The 13,623-nt window shown below is 37.8% G+C and carries 16 protein-coding genes; 12 read left to right on the forward strand and 4 right to left on the reverse strand.

Annotated features, from left to right (window positions below; all coding sequences use genetic code 11):
- Window positions 1–82: 82 nt before the first annotated feature.
- Together CSV68_RS11565 and CSV68_RS11570 are read left to right on the forward strand one after the other, a co-directional pair.
- A complete protein-coding gene (locus CSV68_RS11565; RefSeq protein ID WP_099662216.1) occupies window positions 83–652 on the forward strand; it encodes a thioredoxin family protein in 570 nt (189 codons plus the stop codon).
- A gap of 75 nt (window positions 653–727) precedes the next feature.
- Window positions 728–1,651, forward strand: coding sequence for a diacylglycerol kinase (locus CSV68_RS11570; RefSeq protein ID WP_099662217.1), 924 nt, complete (start codon window positions 728–730; stop codon window positions 1,649–1,651).
- A 116-nt stretch (window positions 1,652–1,767) separates the two neighbouring features.
- Here the strand turns inward: CSV68_RS11570 and CSV68_RS11575 are convergent, their stop codons facing one another.
- A complete protein-coding gene (locus CSV68_RS11575; protein ID WP_099635282.1) occupies window positions 1,768–2,199 on the reverse strand; it encodes an NUDIX hydrolase in 432 nt (143 codons plus the stop codon).
- A 314-nt stretch (window positions 2,200–2,513) separates the two neighbouring features.
- Between CSV68_RS11575 and CSV68_RS11580 the strand changes: the two genes are divergently transcribed.
- From CSV68_RS11580 to CSV68_RS11600, 6 genes are all read left to right on the forward strand, one after another.
- On the forward strand, window positions 2,514–3,851 hold the full coding sequence (locus CSV68_RS11580) for a cytochrome ubiquinol oxidase subunit I (protein WP_199175028.1): 1,338 nt from the start codon (window positions 2,514–2,516) through the stop codon (window positions 3,849–3,851).
- A complete protein-coding gene (locus tag CSV68_RS11585) occupies window positions 3,848–4,873 on the forward strand; it encodes a cytochrome d ubiquinol oxidase subunit II (RefSeq protein WP_099662219.1) in 1,026 nt (341 codons plus the stop codon). The genes CSV68_RS11580 and CSV68_RS11585 overlap by 4 nt, the downstream gene beginning before the upstream one ends.
- A 12-nt stretch (window positions 4,874–4,885) precedes the next feature.
- Entirely contained in the window at window positions 4,886–5,020 is a 135-nt protein-coding gene (gene cydS / locus CSV68_RS17535) for a cytochrome bd oxidase small subunit CydS family protein (protein WP_255397660.1), read from the forward strand.
- Between the two features lie 66 nt (window positions 5,021–5,086).
- Window positions 5,087–6,451, forward strand: a complete 1,365-nt coding sequence (rlmD, locus tag CSV68_RS11590; RefSeq protein WP_099662220.1) for a 23S rRNA (uracil(1939)-C(5))-methyltransferase RlmD — start codon at window positions 5,087–5,089, stop codon at window positions 6,449–6,451.
- A 422-nt stretch (window positions 6,452–6,873) separates the two neighbouring features.
- Window positions 6,874–8,046, forward strand: a complete 1,173-nt coding sequence (locus CSV68_RS11595) for an amino acid deaminase/aldolase (RefSeq protein WP_099662221.1) — start codon at window positions 6,874–6,876, stop codon at window positions 8,044–8,046.
- The gene (locus CSV68_RS11600) at window positions 8,046–9,374 is read left to right on the forward strand and encodes a D-arabinono-1,4-lactone oxidase (RefSeq protein ID WP_099662247.1); all 1,329 of its coding nucleotides are present in this window, start codon (window positions 8,046–8,048) and stop codon (window positions 9,372–9,374) included. Before CSV68_RS11595 ends, CSV68_RS11600 begins: the two co-directional genes overlap by 1 nt.
- A 323-nt stretch (window positions 9,375–9,697) precedes the next feature.
- On the opposite strand, the gene CSV68_RS11605 is transcribed toward CSV68_RS11600, so the two are convergent.
- Window positions 9,698–9,904: a hypothetical protein gene (locus CSV68_RS11605; RefSeq protein WP_099662222.1), complete on the reverse strand. Its 207-nt coding sequence runs from the start codon at window positions 9,902–9,904 to the stop codon at window positions 9,698–9,700.
- Window positions 9,905–10,132: 228 nt separating this feature from the next.
- Here CSV68_RS11605 and CSV68_RS11610 point away from each other — a divergent pair, with 228 nt between their 5' ends.
- A complete protein-coding gene (locus CSV68_RS11610; protein ID WP_099634789.1) occupies window positions 10,133–10,447 on the forward strand; it encodes a hypothetical protein in 315 nt (104 codons plus the stop codon).
- A 103-nt stretch (window positions 10,448–10,550) separates the two neighbouring features.
- Here CSV68_RS11610 and CSV68_RS11615 read toward each other — a convergent pair whose 3' ends face one another.
- The gene (locus CSV68_RS11615; protein ID WP_233192912.1) at window positions 10,551–11,024 is read right to left on the reverse strand and encodes a cupin domain-containing protein; all 474 of its coding nucleotides are present in this window, start codon (window positions 11,022–11,024) and stop codon (window positions 10,551–10,553) included.
- Between the two features lie 856 nt (window positions 11,025–11,880).
- Between CSV68_RS11615 and CSV68_RS17540 the strand changes: the two genes are divergently transcribed.
- From CSV68_RS17540 to CSV68_RS11620, 3 genes are all read left to right on the forward strand, one after another.
- On the forward strand, window positions 11,881–12,003 hold the full coding sequence (locus tag CSV68_RS17540) for a hypothetical protein (protein WP_255397648.1): 123 nt from the start codon (window positions 11,881–11,883) through the stop codon (window positions 12,001–12,003).
- A gap of 53 nt (window positions 12,004–12,056) precedes the next feature.
- A complete protein-coding gene (locus tag CSV68_RS17545) occupies window positions 12,057–12,179 on the forward strand; it encodes a hypothetical protein (RefSeq protein WP_255397466.1) in 123 nt (40 codons plus the stop codon).
- A 151-nt stretch (window positions 12,180–12,330) separates the two neighbouring features.
- Window positions 12,331–13,290 (forward strand): bile acid:sodium symporter family protein, encoded by a 960-nt coding sequence (locus tag CSV68_RS11620; RefSeq protein ID WP_099662224.1) that lies wholly within the window; start codon window positions 12,331–12,333, stop codon window positions 13,288–13,290.
- 47 nt (window positions 13,291–13,337) lie between these two features.
- Here the strand turns inward: CSV68_RS11620 and CSV68_RS11625 are convergent, their stop codons facing one another.
- Window positions 13,338–13,517 (reverse strand): hypothetical protein, encoded by a 180-nt coding sequence (locus CSV68_RS11625; RefSeq protein WP_099634786.1) that lies wholly within the window; start codon window positions 13,515–13,517, stop codon window positions 13,338–13,340.
- Window positions 13,518–13,623 lie beyond the last annotated feature (106 nt).

Raw genomic sequence — 13,623 nt, forward strand, 5'->3', positions numbered from 1 at the left:
AAACGTTCCAGGAGAGGCCAAAATAGTCTGATCCTGGACGTTTTTCCACGTTAACTTACACAGTGAAACAGGGGGGATTATATTGAAAACAGAACAACAATATTTTGAAGATGCTGTATCACTTCAAACGTATATGGACAAAATGGAAACACATAAGGAAAACAGTTTTTTGATCTATAATGCATTTGAAGTACCACAGGATGATGAATTTATTGAATTGCTGAGAGAAAAGAAACCCCATATATTAGTCATTACAGAGGACTGGTGTGGCGATGCAATGCTGAATAATCCAATCCTTCGAAAAATTACGGAAGCTGCCAATATAGATGTTCGCGCTGTGTTGAGGGATGAAAATCCAGAACTGATTGACCGATATTTGACGAATGGTGGGCGTTCGATTCCGATGTACCTACTATTAAATGCAGCAGGTGAAGTAGTCGAAAAGTGGGGACCACGGGCACCGGTTCTTCAGAAGTATGTGATGGATGTTCGCGCGAAGTTACCGACTAAAGATGCATCTGATTTTGAAGAGAAGCAAAAAGTGTTTTATTCTCAGTTGATGTCTGAATATACATCTAAGCCCGAAAATTGGCTTGCTGTTTATAGTGACATTCGTTCGACGTGGCTTCCTGTTTTACAAATGTCTAAGTAACAATTTGCAAGAAACCATTTGAAAATGGTAGAGGTCTGACTTATTTCAGACGCGAAAGGATCGAGGGGAAAGTGTATGAAACGTGCACGCATTATTTATAATCCTACTGCAGGAAGAGAAGTCTTCCGTAAACATTTAGCAGAAGTCCTCGAAAAATTGGAGAAAGCGGGTTATGAAACATCCGCTCATGCTACAAGCTGCGAAGGTGATGCAACTGTAGCAGCGCGAGACGCGGTTCGCAGAGGATTCGATGTGATTATTGCTGCTGGTGGCGATGGGACGCTCAATGAAGTAGTTGCGGGTGTCGGACATTTTGATAAACGTCCAAAAATCGGTTTGATTCCTATGGGTACAACGAATGATTTTGCTAGAGCGTTACGTATTCCTAGAGAAATTGATGACGCTGTAGATATTATTTGCCAAGGAGATTCTATTCCAGTCGATGTAGGTTTAATGAATGATCGCTATTTTATTAATATCGCGGGTGGCGGCCGAATGACGGAATTGACATATGAAGTACCAAGCCGTTTGAAAACAGTAATTGGTCAGTTGGCTTATTATTTAAAAGGAATTGAAATGTTGCCTTCTATACACTCCAGTCATCTTCGTATTGAGTATGATGGAAATGTATTTGATGAAGAAGCCATGATGTTTTTGATTGGATTGACTAACTCAGTTGGTGGTTTTGAGAAATTAGCACCTAACTCCAGTATTAACGATGGATATTTCACTTTGCTTATTTTAAAGAAATGCAATATTGCAGAATTTATTCGTGTGGTTACATTAGCTTCTCGTGGAGAACATTTGGATGATCCTTTAGTTGTTTCGGCGAAAGCGGAAAAAATTGTTGTGACTTCGAAAGACGAGGTATTATTGAATTTGGATGGAGAATACGGTGGAGTGTTGCCTGCTACTTTCCAAAACTTATATCAACATGTCGAAATGTTCGTACCTTTACAGAAACTACGTCCGCAGGATCAAGCCAAACAAATCAAATAAAAGAAAAAGTAAAAAGACTATTCCAGTCGAAGTTCTAACGTTCGGATGGAATAGTCTTTTATTGTGAAAAATTAATTGGGTGAGCCCGATGCAATACGCATCGTATCAGGTCGATATTAAATGTATTCAATCGCTTCTCCTTGTTTAGCAGCTAACTTTGGCACTTCTTGCAACGGCATCCAACGATAACTGAATAATTGACCTGCGTCTTTACCTTCACCTTCTACGATATATTCCCATTCGTGCTTGTTTTCTCCTAGATAAGAAAAATGGAAAATCGTACGTTCATAAATTACGTTTTTGTCTTCTGGGAAGTATTTTGAAGCTTTAACTTTACCTTCTAGTATAAGTTCATCACGCACGATACCGGATTCTTCTTCGATTTCTCGATATAATGCATCCAATAATAGTTCGTTGCGTTCGATTGTACCACCAGGAACTTGTAAACCTGCTTCAGGCTGATCCTTTTGCTCATAAACAAGCAATTTACGGTGTCTGCCTTCCCCTTTTGTAATATACGCTAATACTTTTCTTTTTACTCTTTTCATTGACTTTCACCTCTCAATAGTTAATTAATTATACTTTAAATCCTTACTAATTACAAGTAAAATGGGTTAATCGATTAGTATACAACAAGTAGACGTACTATGAATATGAAAATACGTCTAAATTTCAACAAATTGTTTTAAATAGGTTATTTTAATGAGTTTTAAGGGAAACCCTAAAATAGAACTATGCAAGGAGTGATGGTGTGTATAAAAGACAAGAAAAGCGTCTGATGTGGTTGGCATTTATTGTCGCGGGTATAATGTTATTATCTATTGTTGGAAGATTATTCTCGTGAAAAGAGGAGGTGGCCTGTGTGGATCCAGTTTTTTATTCCAGAATATTGACTGAACTAACATTATCGTTTCATATTATCTATGCAACAATTGGGGTGGGTGTCCCACTTATGATTATGCTAGCCCAATGGGTTGGTATCAAGAAGAACGATGAGCATTATATTTTGTTGGCTAGACGTTGGGCACGCGGTTTCGTCATTACAGTTGCTGTTGGGGTTGTGACGGGAACAGCAATTGGGTTGCAGCTTTCTCTATTATGGCCTAATTTTATGGAGCTGGCTGGAAATGTGATTGCCTTACCATTATTTATGGAGACATTCGCCTTCTTCTTTGAAGCGATTTTCCTCGGCATTTACTTATATACATGGGATCGCTTTGAGAATCAAAAGAAACATTTTCTACTTCTTATTCCAGTCGCGCTCGGAGCGTCATTCTCCGCAGTATTCATTACCATTGTAAACGCCTTCATGAATGCACCACAAGGCTTTAATTTAGTTAATGGTGAATTGATTAACGTCAATCCACTTGTGGCAATGTTTAATCCTGCTATGCCGACAAAAGTGGCACACGTGGTTGGGACAGCTTATATGACGTCTGCCTTTTTGTTGGCAGCCATTGCCGCGTTTCGTTTGTTGCGTGGTTCGAATCATGTCTACCATAAAAAAGCTTTATACCTAACTTTGAAAGTGGGATTCATTTTTAGTGTGAGTGCAGCGCTGATTGGTGATTTTTCAGGTAAGTATTTAGCGGAGTATCAACCTGAAAAGCTAGCAGCGGCTGAATGGCATTTTGAGACGGAAGAAAATGCTCCTTTAATTTTGTATGGCGTGTTAGACGATGGAGAAGTTAAATATGCCATTAAAATACCGTATGCACTTTCTATTTTAGCGCATGGTGTACCTAGTGCTGAAGTCGTCGGATTGGATCAGTATCCTGAAGAAGATACACCCCCATTATATATCCATTACCTGTTTGATATTATGGTAACCATTGGAATGCTATTGATGATGTTGTCGGCTGTCTACTGGATTGGTATGTGGCGAAGATGGTCCTTTGTCCAGTCTCGCTTATTCCGATGGCTAATCGTTATAGGGGGGCCACTCGTATTTATTTCACTTGAAGCAGGTTGGTGGTTAGCAGAAGTAGGTCGTCAGCCGTGGATACTACGCAATATAATGCGCACCTCAGAAGGTGCGACAACTAGTGGGCAAGTACCGACTATGCTTGTACTTTTTGCACTTCTTTATCTAGTTCTCGGTATCGGTAGTGTGGTTGTATTAAGGAGAATGTTCATCCGGAATCCTGTAGAACAAGAAATCATAGATCGGCAGCAGGAGAAAGGCGGTGACATTCGATGAATATTGAAATACTAGGGATTACGGTATTGTGGATATTTTTGTTTGGTTACATTATGATTGGCGCGATTGATTTTGGAGCAGGATTTTTCAACGCTTACAGTTTATTTACGGGTCGACAACGAATATTGACTAATGTCATTCAGCGCTATTTGTCACCAGTTTGGGAAGTGACAAATGTATTTCTAGTATTCTTCTTCGTAGGGATTATTGGATTCTTCCCGAAAACCGCTTTTTATTATGGCACCACATTGTTAGTCCCGGTTAGTTTTGCCATTATTCTTCTGGCAGTCCGAGGTTCGTACTATGCATTTGAGACGTATGGAGCGCGTGGTCATAAAGGATACTCTTTTGCCTACGGTTCGACGGGTTTATTACTACCGGCTTCACTATCAATCGTATTGACAATTTCTGAAGGTGGATTTATTGAATTAGTGAATGGACAGCCAGTTTTAGATTACTGGAAGTTATTCACTAGCCCGCTCACTTGGTCAATTGTGGTACTTAGCATTGCAGCAACACTGTATATTTCATCAGCATTTTTGACATGGTATGCCAATAAAGCAGGAGATCACGAGGCGACACAACTTTTGAGGAAATACGCGCTTATTTGGGCAGTGCCAACGATCATCGCAGCTGGAGGGATTATATTTGAATTACGTAAGCATAATCCGCTACATTACGAAAGCATCCAAACATTCTGGCCAATGTTCCTGATATCGCTCCTATTGTTCCTAGGTACGGTTTTCCTCATATGGAAACAGCGTCAGTATGGTGTGGCATTTGGATTACTAATGGGACAATTCATATTCGCCTTCTTTGGTTATGGTGCATCGCATTATCCATATTTGCTCTACCCGTACTTGACTATTTACGATAGCTTTACGAACCAAGCAATGGCAATCGCTTTAATCATTGCGTTCATCTGTGGATTGTTTCTGCTAATTCCATCGCTTTATTTACTATTACGTATGTTCCTATTCAATAAAGAATATGTAAAAGGAAAAGAAAATCATCATGCATAAGGGGGCATTAAGATGAATGAATTTCTGATTTTCTATGCACCTTTTTTAGTTATCATCGCGGGTATCGTACTATCGTTCTTTGTGGTTTTAAAAGATGATGCAGTGACAAAAAACGAATTTGAAAATAGTGAAAAAACAGACGTGTAAATCCGTCTGTTTTTTCTTTGGCTTCCCATGGTACACTAGAAGTATCTGAAAGATGGAGGAAAAATCATGAGCTTTGCAGTAAATAAAAATGAAAAAATTCGAGTGACTATAGAAGATCTAACACATGATGGAGCGGGCGTAGCGAAAGTAGAAGGCTATCCTCTATTCATTCCAGGAACATTGCCTGGGGAAACAGTCGATGTCCATGTTTTGAAGACATTGAAGAAATACGGCTTCGCCAAGTTACTAAATATCGTGGAACCATCCGCATCCCGTGTGACACCCCCTTGTCATGTATTCCCGACATGTGGAGGCTGCCAATTGCAGCATATATCTTATGAAAGCCAGTTGATTCAGAAACGTAAATCTGTTCGCGATGTAATGGACCGGATTGCTAAGCTTCCTGACGTACCTGTGCATGTAGTAAAAGGGATGGATGATCCGTGGCGTTACCGCAATAAATCACAAATACCATTTGATACGGAAAATGACCGCGTAATTTCAGGTTTCTATAAAGCCCGTACACATCACATCGTGGATACTGATGTTTGTCTAATCCAAACGAAAGAAGCAGACGAACTGATGACGATGCTTAAGTATAAGCTTCAACAGCTTGGTATCGATACATATGATGAACATACACACAAAGGCATGCTTCGTCACTTGATCGTAAGAAAAGCACGTCAGACGGGTCAAGTGATGGTTGTACTCGTAACTCGACATAAAAAATTCCCGCAAAAAGACGCGGTAGTCGAATTAATTCAGCAACACTTACCGAATGTGACATCTATTATGCAAAATGTGAATACAGCGAATACGAACGTCATCATGGGCAATGAAATGATCCAGCTATATGGTACAGATGTCATTATTGATCGGATTGGAGAAACTGAATTTGAGATTTCAGCACGTTCTTTCTACCAAATAAATCCTGTACAAACGGAAGTGTTGTATCAACAGGCACTTGATTATGCGAACTTGACTGGAAATGAAACAGTAGTAGATGCGTATTGTGGGATCGGAACGATTACATTATTCTTGGCTAAACAAGCAAAGGAAGTATACGGAGTCGAAATAGTGCCACAGGCGATAGAAGATGCAAAGCGTAACGCTGAACTAAACCATATTACTAACGCTCATTTTGAAGCGGGGCCAGCAGAAGAGATTATTCCAAAATGGTACGCGCAAGGTAAAGAGTTTGATGTATTAGTCGTCGATCCACCACGTAAAGGATGCGATGAAAAATTATTAGAAACCATCTTAACGTATAAACCGAAGAAGATTGTGTATGTGTCTTGTAATCCAGGAACATTGGCGCGGGATTTACGCATTCTAGAAGATGGTGGCTATTGCACGAAGGAAGTCCAACCGGTTGATATGTTCCCGCATAGTAGTCATGTCGAGTGCGTGGCGTTGATAGAGTTGAAATAAGTTGGTAGCAATGATATTTGGAGATTTTAGATAAACAGAAAGTATATTTTATGTTCCCTCGGACGAATGTTCCGAGGGATTTTTTGACGTACTGGAACCGAGTTTATTTAACAAAAATATAGTTACTTTTTAACATGATGGAACCTATGTCAATAAAATTTATTACCTTTATAATTTCATCTTTTAATAAAAAGTAGACGTTAAAACATCTGATGAAAACACTATTAGATATATTGCTCAACATATATATTTTCTTCGTAAAAGGACGACTTAGAGCGGTGCTTGCGAAGTCTTTCTAATTGTACTATAGGGGAATCGGGTTATTTGTCAAATAAATTGCAATAGAAAGATATTTACGTGGCATGGTATTAATATTATACTAAAAGAATAGAATGATGAGTAATGAAAGAGAGGTGAAGTATATGCATTCCAATAAAATACCAGAAGAAATTTCACTTCCAGCTTTGCTGTTGGATCTGCCTGCTTTTGAGGAGAACTGTAGACAAATAGCAAGTTATGGTAATGGAAAAAAGATAAGGATCGCTACAAAATCTATTCGTTCTGTAGAGGTTATTAAGAGAATTTTAGATTCCAGTTCTGTGTTCCAAGGGGTAATGTGCTACAGCCCAGAGGAAGCCGTTTTTCTTGTTGAAAAAGGATTGGACGATATTTTAATAGCATATCCTTGCTGGGACAAAAAAGCCTTATCTGATATTTCAATTCTGAACTCTAAAGGGAAAAATATTATTTGTATGGTAGATGCAGCTGAGCATGTTGACCATCTCAATCATATTGCTAAGGAAACAAAGGGGAGTTTTTATCTTTGTATTGATGTTGACATGAGCACAACCTTTTTTAATCTTCATTTTGGTGTAAGAAGATCGCCACTGAAAGATTCTATAGCAGTATTAGAGCTTGCTAGAAAAATTAAACAATTACAGAACCTAGAGCTCATTGGAATAATGGGCTATGAAGCTCAAATTGCAGGGGTAGGAGATAAAGTCCCTTCTCAACGGTTGAAAAATAGTGTTATAGAATTCTTGAAAAAGAAATCAATTAAGGAAGTAGAAGAGCGAAGAAACAAAGTAGTTCATGCACTAAGACAAGAGGGATTTTCACTGCCATTAGTTAATGGAGGCGGTACTGGAAGTCTCGATTCAACGACTAAAGAAGATGTTGTTACAGAGGTTGCAGTAGGATCTGGTTTTTATTCACCAAAGCTATTTGATTATTATAATGGCTTTTTATACAAGCCGGCATTGTTTTACGCTTTACCTATTGTTCGAAAACCTGCGCCCAATATATACACCTGTCACGGTGGAGGGTATGTATCATCGGGGCCACCCGGTAAGGATAAGGAACCGCAGCCAGTATATCCGGTAGGCGGGAAGTTGCTTGATTTAGAAGGAGCAGGCGAGGTTCAAACACCGGTACATTATGAAAATGCAACTCTGGAAATTGGAGATGCCATTATTTTTCGTGCTGCAAAAGCGGGAGAAGTTTGTGAACGCTTTCAAGAGATTGTATGTCTATCTGACCAACAAATAGTTGGGCGGCATAAAACATATCGAGGAGAGGGAGTATGTTTTATATGATGAAAAAGGATGAGAGAAAAACATGGAAGAATTGGGCACATACAAGTGAAAGTACTCCCGAGAATATATTTTACCCAACCTCAATTGAAGACGTTTGCAAGCTCGTAAAAGAAGCCTCAAAACAAAATAAGAGAATAAGAGTAGTAGGTGCTGGACATTCATTTACAAGTTTAGTTCAGACCAGTGAGTGGCTAGTTTCTCTTGATCAGTTAAGTGGGATCGAGTCCATAAATGAAGAGGAATGTTACGCCACAGTACTTGGTGGGACCCGTTTGTTTCAAATAGGTGAAGAATTAGGTAAGCTAGGGTATGCGCAGGAAAATTTAGGGGATGTGAATGTACAAAGCATAGCAGGAGCTATTTCTACAGGCACCCATGGCACAGGGGTAGCATTTGGAAACATTTCAACCCAAGTAGTAGAGCTTGTATTAGTAACCGGGTCGGGTGAAATTCTAACCATCTCAGAAGAAAGCAACCCTACATATTTTAAGGCGTGTCTTGTATCACTGGGGCTTCTTGGCATTATCGTAAAAGTCACCATAAAAATTATTCCTTGTCCAATCTACGAATACAAGAGTCGGAAAATTGAATTTACTGAACTTGAACAGCAACTTGAACAACTCATAAAGTCAAACCGCCATTTTGAATTTTATTTGTTTCCATATTCAGATCTCGTTCAAGTGAAGACGATGAATATCATTGAACAAAAACCTCAGAGAATGGCACTTCATCATTTTAAAAATCTATTACTAGAAAACTATTTGTTCTTTATCTTCTCAGAAACATGTAGAATATATCCAAAGAGTAGTCGGTTTTTCAGCAGAATGTCTGCAAAAGGAGTGGGCACCTCGACTAAAAGAGCTAATAGTTATCAATTATTTGCAACGCCGAGATTAGTTCGATTTAGGGAGATGGAATACTGCATACCACTAGAAAATTTAAAGCCTGCCATGGAGAAAGTTCGAGAGTGTATCGTAACAAAAAAGCACGAAGTTCATTTTCCTATCGAATGTAGGACAGTGAAGGCAGATGATATATGGATAAGCCCCTCCTATCAGAGAGACTCTGCCTATATCGCTTTCCATATGTACAAAGGAATGCCCTACGAAGAATACTTTCATGATATGGAATCAATTATGCAAGAATTTGACGGCAGACCCCATTGGGCGAAAATGCATACTCGAACAAAGGAAGATTTGTTAACACTTTATCCTAAGCTATCAGATTTTCTTGCGGTTAGAGAGAAGCTCGATCCTGAGAGGATATTTATGAATCATTATTTGAATGAATTATTTAAGGTTGAGAGGGTCGGTCACCCGCCACGCTAAATTGTTAGCATGGCGGGGGTCTGACCCTTTGTTATATTTAAGTAAACATAAGCTACAAGATGTTTTTTGAAATATGAATGGAATCATTGAAAAAGATAAAGCGCCGTGAACCTATACAATTTTAATAATAATGTTATTAAACTAACAGAAGTCTAAATATTAAATGAGGTGCGTTTCTGTAAATATAGGAAATAGATTTGATATAGTTGTAGTTTAGAGATAGTGATGATAATCCAATCACAAGTGCTTGACAAAACGAAAGAAGGACCTTATCCCTCAGAGATTAATAAGAGGTAGGGTCCTAATTGTTTTTAACGAATAGATTAAAACAGATTTTTTGCTTTTCCTATAAGACCTTCTACTTTGTCGGAAGAAATTTTTGCTTTAACGACGTCAATGATTGGATTAATTTGTTTCTCGGGAAGTTGAACTCCAATGATTGATTCAACTGCTTTTACAGGATTTTTCGAAAACTGAGATGCAAAGTCCTTATCCGATTTTATTTTATTAATGAATTCTCCGACTTTCACTTGACCTTTTTTTCAAACATCAGGCGAGTCCTAAACCTTTTACAAGTTATAATAAATTCAATATATTCGACCTCATTCAGATGAATGCATACATAAAAACATGGACAAGTCAAAACCGGTGCTGAATATGAATAAATAAAGAAACAACTAATGCAGAATTATCGTAAATATCGACATCATGTTACAATTACTGAATTAGTTCATTATAATAGGAGGGAGGGTACTCAAATGGCATTAGGCATATTAGAAATTATGTATATAATTTTAATAGTCTTAGCAATAGGGATTCAAGTGTTACTGTATAAAAGTAAATCTAATAACAGTATAATCATAGTCAATATGGTGTTTGGCCTACTTTTATCTTACCTAGCGTTTACAACTTTCCCTACAAACTTTGCAGTTCAAAGAACATTAGCGATAGCAATGGGGATTGTAGCTATATTAGCAGTTGTTATAAAGTTCAGAAGTGAAGAACTTGTGCTGTTAAGTAAAATTGCGCTCTCAATTTCTATCGTTGTTAGCTTAGCCTTATTATTTTTATGATAAGTTATACACTATGAATAGAAGTAACAAAGACAAGATGCCCTGTAAATGGGTATCTTGTCTTTTATCTTTTACTATCACAGCAACAGTGCACTTTAGATGACTACATATCTGTCTTGTGAGTAGTATGTGTGGACTCCATTTCTTCCGCAATAGCTTTTGTTTCATGTACCGTACCGCGCGGATGATTTGGTGGCGCATAAATAGAATATAATTTGATGGGCACAGCACCAGTGTTCGTAAGATTATGCCAAGTACCAGCTGGAATAATAATAATATCATTATCCTGAACGTGCCGCTCGAAATCTACTTGATCTTTTCTACTCCCCATCTGAACAATACCTTGCCCTTCCTCAAGCCGAATAAATTGATCAACATGCGGATGTATTTCTAAACCAATATCCTCTCCAGGTGAAATACTCATAAGTGTGAGTTGCAAATGGTCACCGGTCCATAATGCAGTGCGGAACGTTTGGTTTCGTTTGGTTGCCTCTTCTATATTGATCGTGAAGGGCGTAGGACCAAAATCTGTTTGACGACGTTGTGTTAGTACAGATGGATACTCAGCTTGATTCATTTGATGTGTAGGATAAAAATTGAAACAAGGCCATACATACATTGGTTGATACCAAAACACTAACATGAAATTAGAAACAGGTTGATTGATTGAACTCATCCCTTTCTTTATGTTTTCATCATAGTATATGTCTATCAACACTTTTTGTGTTCAACAGAAATGTGAGCAAACGGCTAAACCAATTGTGACTAGAATTCACAAAGCGACCATTACTTTATTTGAATAAGAAAACGTACGAATATTTGAGTATGCGGAGAAGATAGAAGCTATGAATGCCGTGAAGAATTTCAGTGAATATACCATTCTAACTTATACGAAATAAGCAGTTAGTACTTTAATCCATAGCATACATCGCTACGTTTTTTTACATGTATATTGAATTGGAATATTTATAATTGAAGATACCAGTTCACAGAGTATGTCGAAGGATGTAATTTTGTGTTGATGAAAAAATCAAATTATATTTTTAAAACATGCATAAATTGCATTTCACTTATAAGAAAACGTTTGCAGACACAGTTATGACATATGTAAGCGTTTTGACTTTGAATAAATTGTGAAATGTTTCACATGGCGGTTTCTTTTGTTGTAGAACAGAGTATGATAAGAGTAACAAAAGAAATTGGTTAGCAGATTCCATTCAAGGAAGTATGCTGCCAAACAAAAGGGAGACTACACAATATGTGGGTTATCACATTGTTTGACCGAGCAAACGTAAGAATCTTTGAATATGCTGAAAAGGCCGAAGCAATAAAAGCAATGAAAAATTTTAACAATTACGCAGTCCTAACATACACATACTAAGCATTGGCTTTTATATTGATAAATAAATACAAATTAAAAGGAGACTGACAACATGTGGGTTATTACATTATTTGATCAAGAAAACGTGAGGATCTTTGAATATGCTGAGAAGGCAGAAGCAACTAGCGCAATGAAGAACTTTAACAATTACGCAGTTTTAACATACACATACTAAGCACTGACTTACCTATTGATAAATGAATACAAATTAAAAGGAGACTGGAAAACATGTGGGTAATTACTTTATTCGATCAAGCAAACGTACGTATTTTTGAATATGCTGAAAAAGCAGAAGCGACAGATGCAATGAAGAACTTCAGCAAATATGCAGTTCTTTCATACACAAAATAATTTCGTCATCAAACACCCGTAGCGATTTATTGCTGCGGTTTTTTTATATCTCTTTTTATTTTTAAGATAGAGTATTGTTTTTCACACAATCTACTATGCTAGAATACGACTATATCAACTATGACGTCAGGCTAGTAAAGAAGGGAATTATATGTTTAGTAAATTGAATACCTTTTTACAACGATGGATTGCCATCTTGACACCTCTTAGCTTAGTTATAGGTGTATTGTTTCATCAAGTAGGGGAGCAGTTATTATTTATCGTCTCCTGGCTGTTTGCGTTTATGACGTTCGTAGGTAGTCTTGGTATGAATGTTAAAGAAATTCGTATGGTAAGGAAGTATCCTGCCGTAGTGCTTGCAAGCATCGCCTTTTTGCATATAGTAATGCCTGCATGGGCTTATTTTTTATCCACAATCTTTTTTGATGATCATTTACTGACGGTAGGTTTTGTGTTGTCGGTAGCTATTCCGACGGGTGTTACGAGTGTAATTTGGGTAACTATCTCGAAAGGTAATCTGCCTTTGTGCTTATCTATCATATTGATTGATACATTACTGGCACCTATTATTTTACCGGCTATTCTATATTTCGTCGTAGGAGAAAATGTAACAATTGATACGATGTCACTAATACTTAATTTACTTTGGATGATTGTACTACCTACCATACTAGGTATTACGTTAAATGAACTATCAAAGGGAAGCATCCAAAATAAATGGGGCCCCTATTTAGCTCCATTTTCTAAATTAAGTCTATTTGCGATTGTTGCAATCAATGGTAGTGCCGTAGCGCCTTATGTACAGAAGGTTTCTTTAGAACTTGTCGGTATTATTGCTCTAGTATTGTTCATAGCGTTAACGGGCTATGCAACTGCCTTATGGATCGCGCATGTACTATGGAAGGATCCAATAATTGCTACGACGTTCATGTTTGTTGGGGGTATGCGAAATATCGCTACAGGTGTTGTAATAGCGACGACTTTCTTCCCGGCGAAAGTCGCAATGCCTGTCGTTTTGGGTATGCTATTCCAGCAAGTACTTGCCTCTGTATACAATAAGGTAGGGAATTGGTATGGAAGACGTCATTACAAGATTATTGAAGAGGTATAAAATAAAACAACTGCCGCCATTCTAAAGATTAGAAAGCGGCAGTTGTTTTATTTTTTCTTCTTCTTATTTTTGGGCCTAGATCCAAACTCTGCAGAAAACTCTTCTAATGAATGCCCCTCCGGATGTTGATTATTACTGTTACTCGCTTCTTTGTTTTTATTTTCATACGTATTCAACGGGTTGTGTGTCCGTTCATTCATGGTTTTTTTATTATTTTTATTCGTCATGTTCGTCCACCTCCTACTGACTAGAATGGACAAAATTCGAAGTTTTATGCGACAGCTAACGATATCAATAGAAGTCTGAAAAATGTTATCATGACTAAAAGATGAG

It is taken from the genome of Sporosarcina sp. P29 (genome assembly GCF_002743265.1).
GTDB lineage: Bacteria > Bacillota > Bacilli > Bacillales_A > Planococcaceae > Sporosarcina.

Bases quoted from the DNA above. Each gene is read 5' to 3' on its own strand.
- CSV68_RS11570 (WP_099662217.1), top strand. From the start codon at position 728: ATGAAACGTGCACGCATTATTTATAATCCTACTGCAGGAAGAGAAGTC.
- CSV68_RS11575 (WP_099635282.1), bottom strand. From the start codon at position 2,199: ATGAAAAGAGTAAAAAGAAAAGTATTAGCGTATATTACAAAAGGGGAA.
- CSV68_RS11585 (WP_099662219.1), top strand. From the start codon at position 3,848: ATGAATATTGAAATACTAGGGATTACGGTATTGTGGATATTTTTGTTT.
- cydS (WP_255397660.1), top strand. From the start codon at position 4,886: ATGAATGAATTTCTGATTTTCTATGCACCTTTTTTAGTTATCATCGCG.
- rlmD (WP_099662220.1), top strand. From the start codon at position 5,087: ATGAGCTTTGCAGTAAATAAAAATGAAAAAATTCGAGTGACTATAGAA.
- CSV68_RS11595 (WP_099662221.1), top strand. From the start codon at position 6,874: ATGCATTCCAATAAAATACCAGAAGAAATTTCACTTCCAGCTTTGCTG.
- CSV68_RS11600 (WP_099662247.1), top strand. From the start codon at position 8,046: ATGAAAAAGGATGAGAGAAAAACATGGAAGAATTGGGCACATACAAGT.
- CSV68_RS11610 (WP_099634789.1), top strand. From the start codon at position 10,133: ATGGCATTAGGCATATTAGAAATTATGTATATAATTTTAATAGTCTTA.
- CSV68_RS11615 (WP_233192912.1), bottom strand. From the start codon at position 11,024: ATGAATCAAGCTGAGTATCCATCTGTACTAACACAACGTCGTCAAACA.
- CSV68_RS17540 (WP_255397648.1), top strand. From the start codon at position 11,881: ATGTGGGTTATTACATTATTTGATCAAGAAAACGTGAGGATCTTTGAA.
- CSV68_RS17545 (WP_255397466.1), top strand. From the start codon at position 12,057: ATGTGGGTAATTACTTTATTCGATCAAGCAAACGTACGTATTTTTGAA.
- CSV68_RS11620 (WP_099662224.1), top strand. From the start codon at position 12,331: ATGTTTAGTAAATTGAATACCTTTTTACAACGATGGATTGCCATCTTG.
- CSV68_RS11625 (WP_099634786.1), bottom strand. From the start codon at position 13,517: ATGACGAATAAAAATAATAAAAAAACCATGAATGAACGGACACACAAC.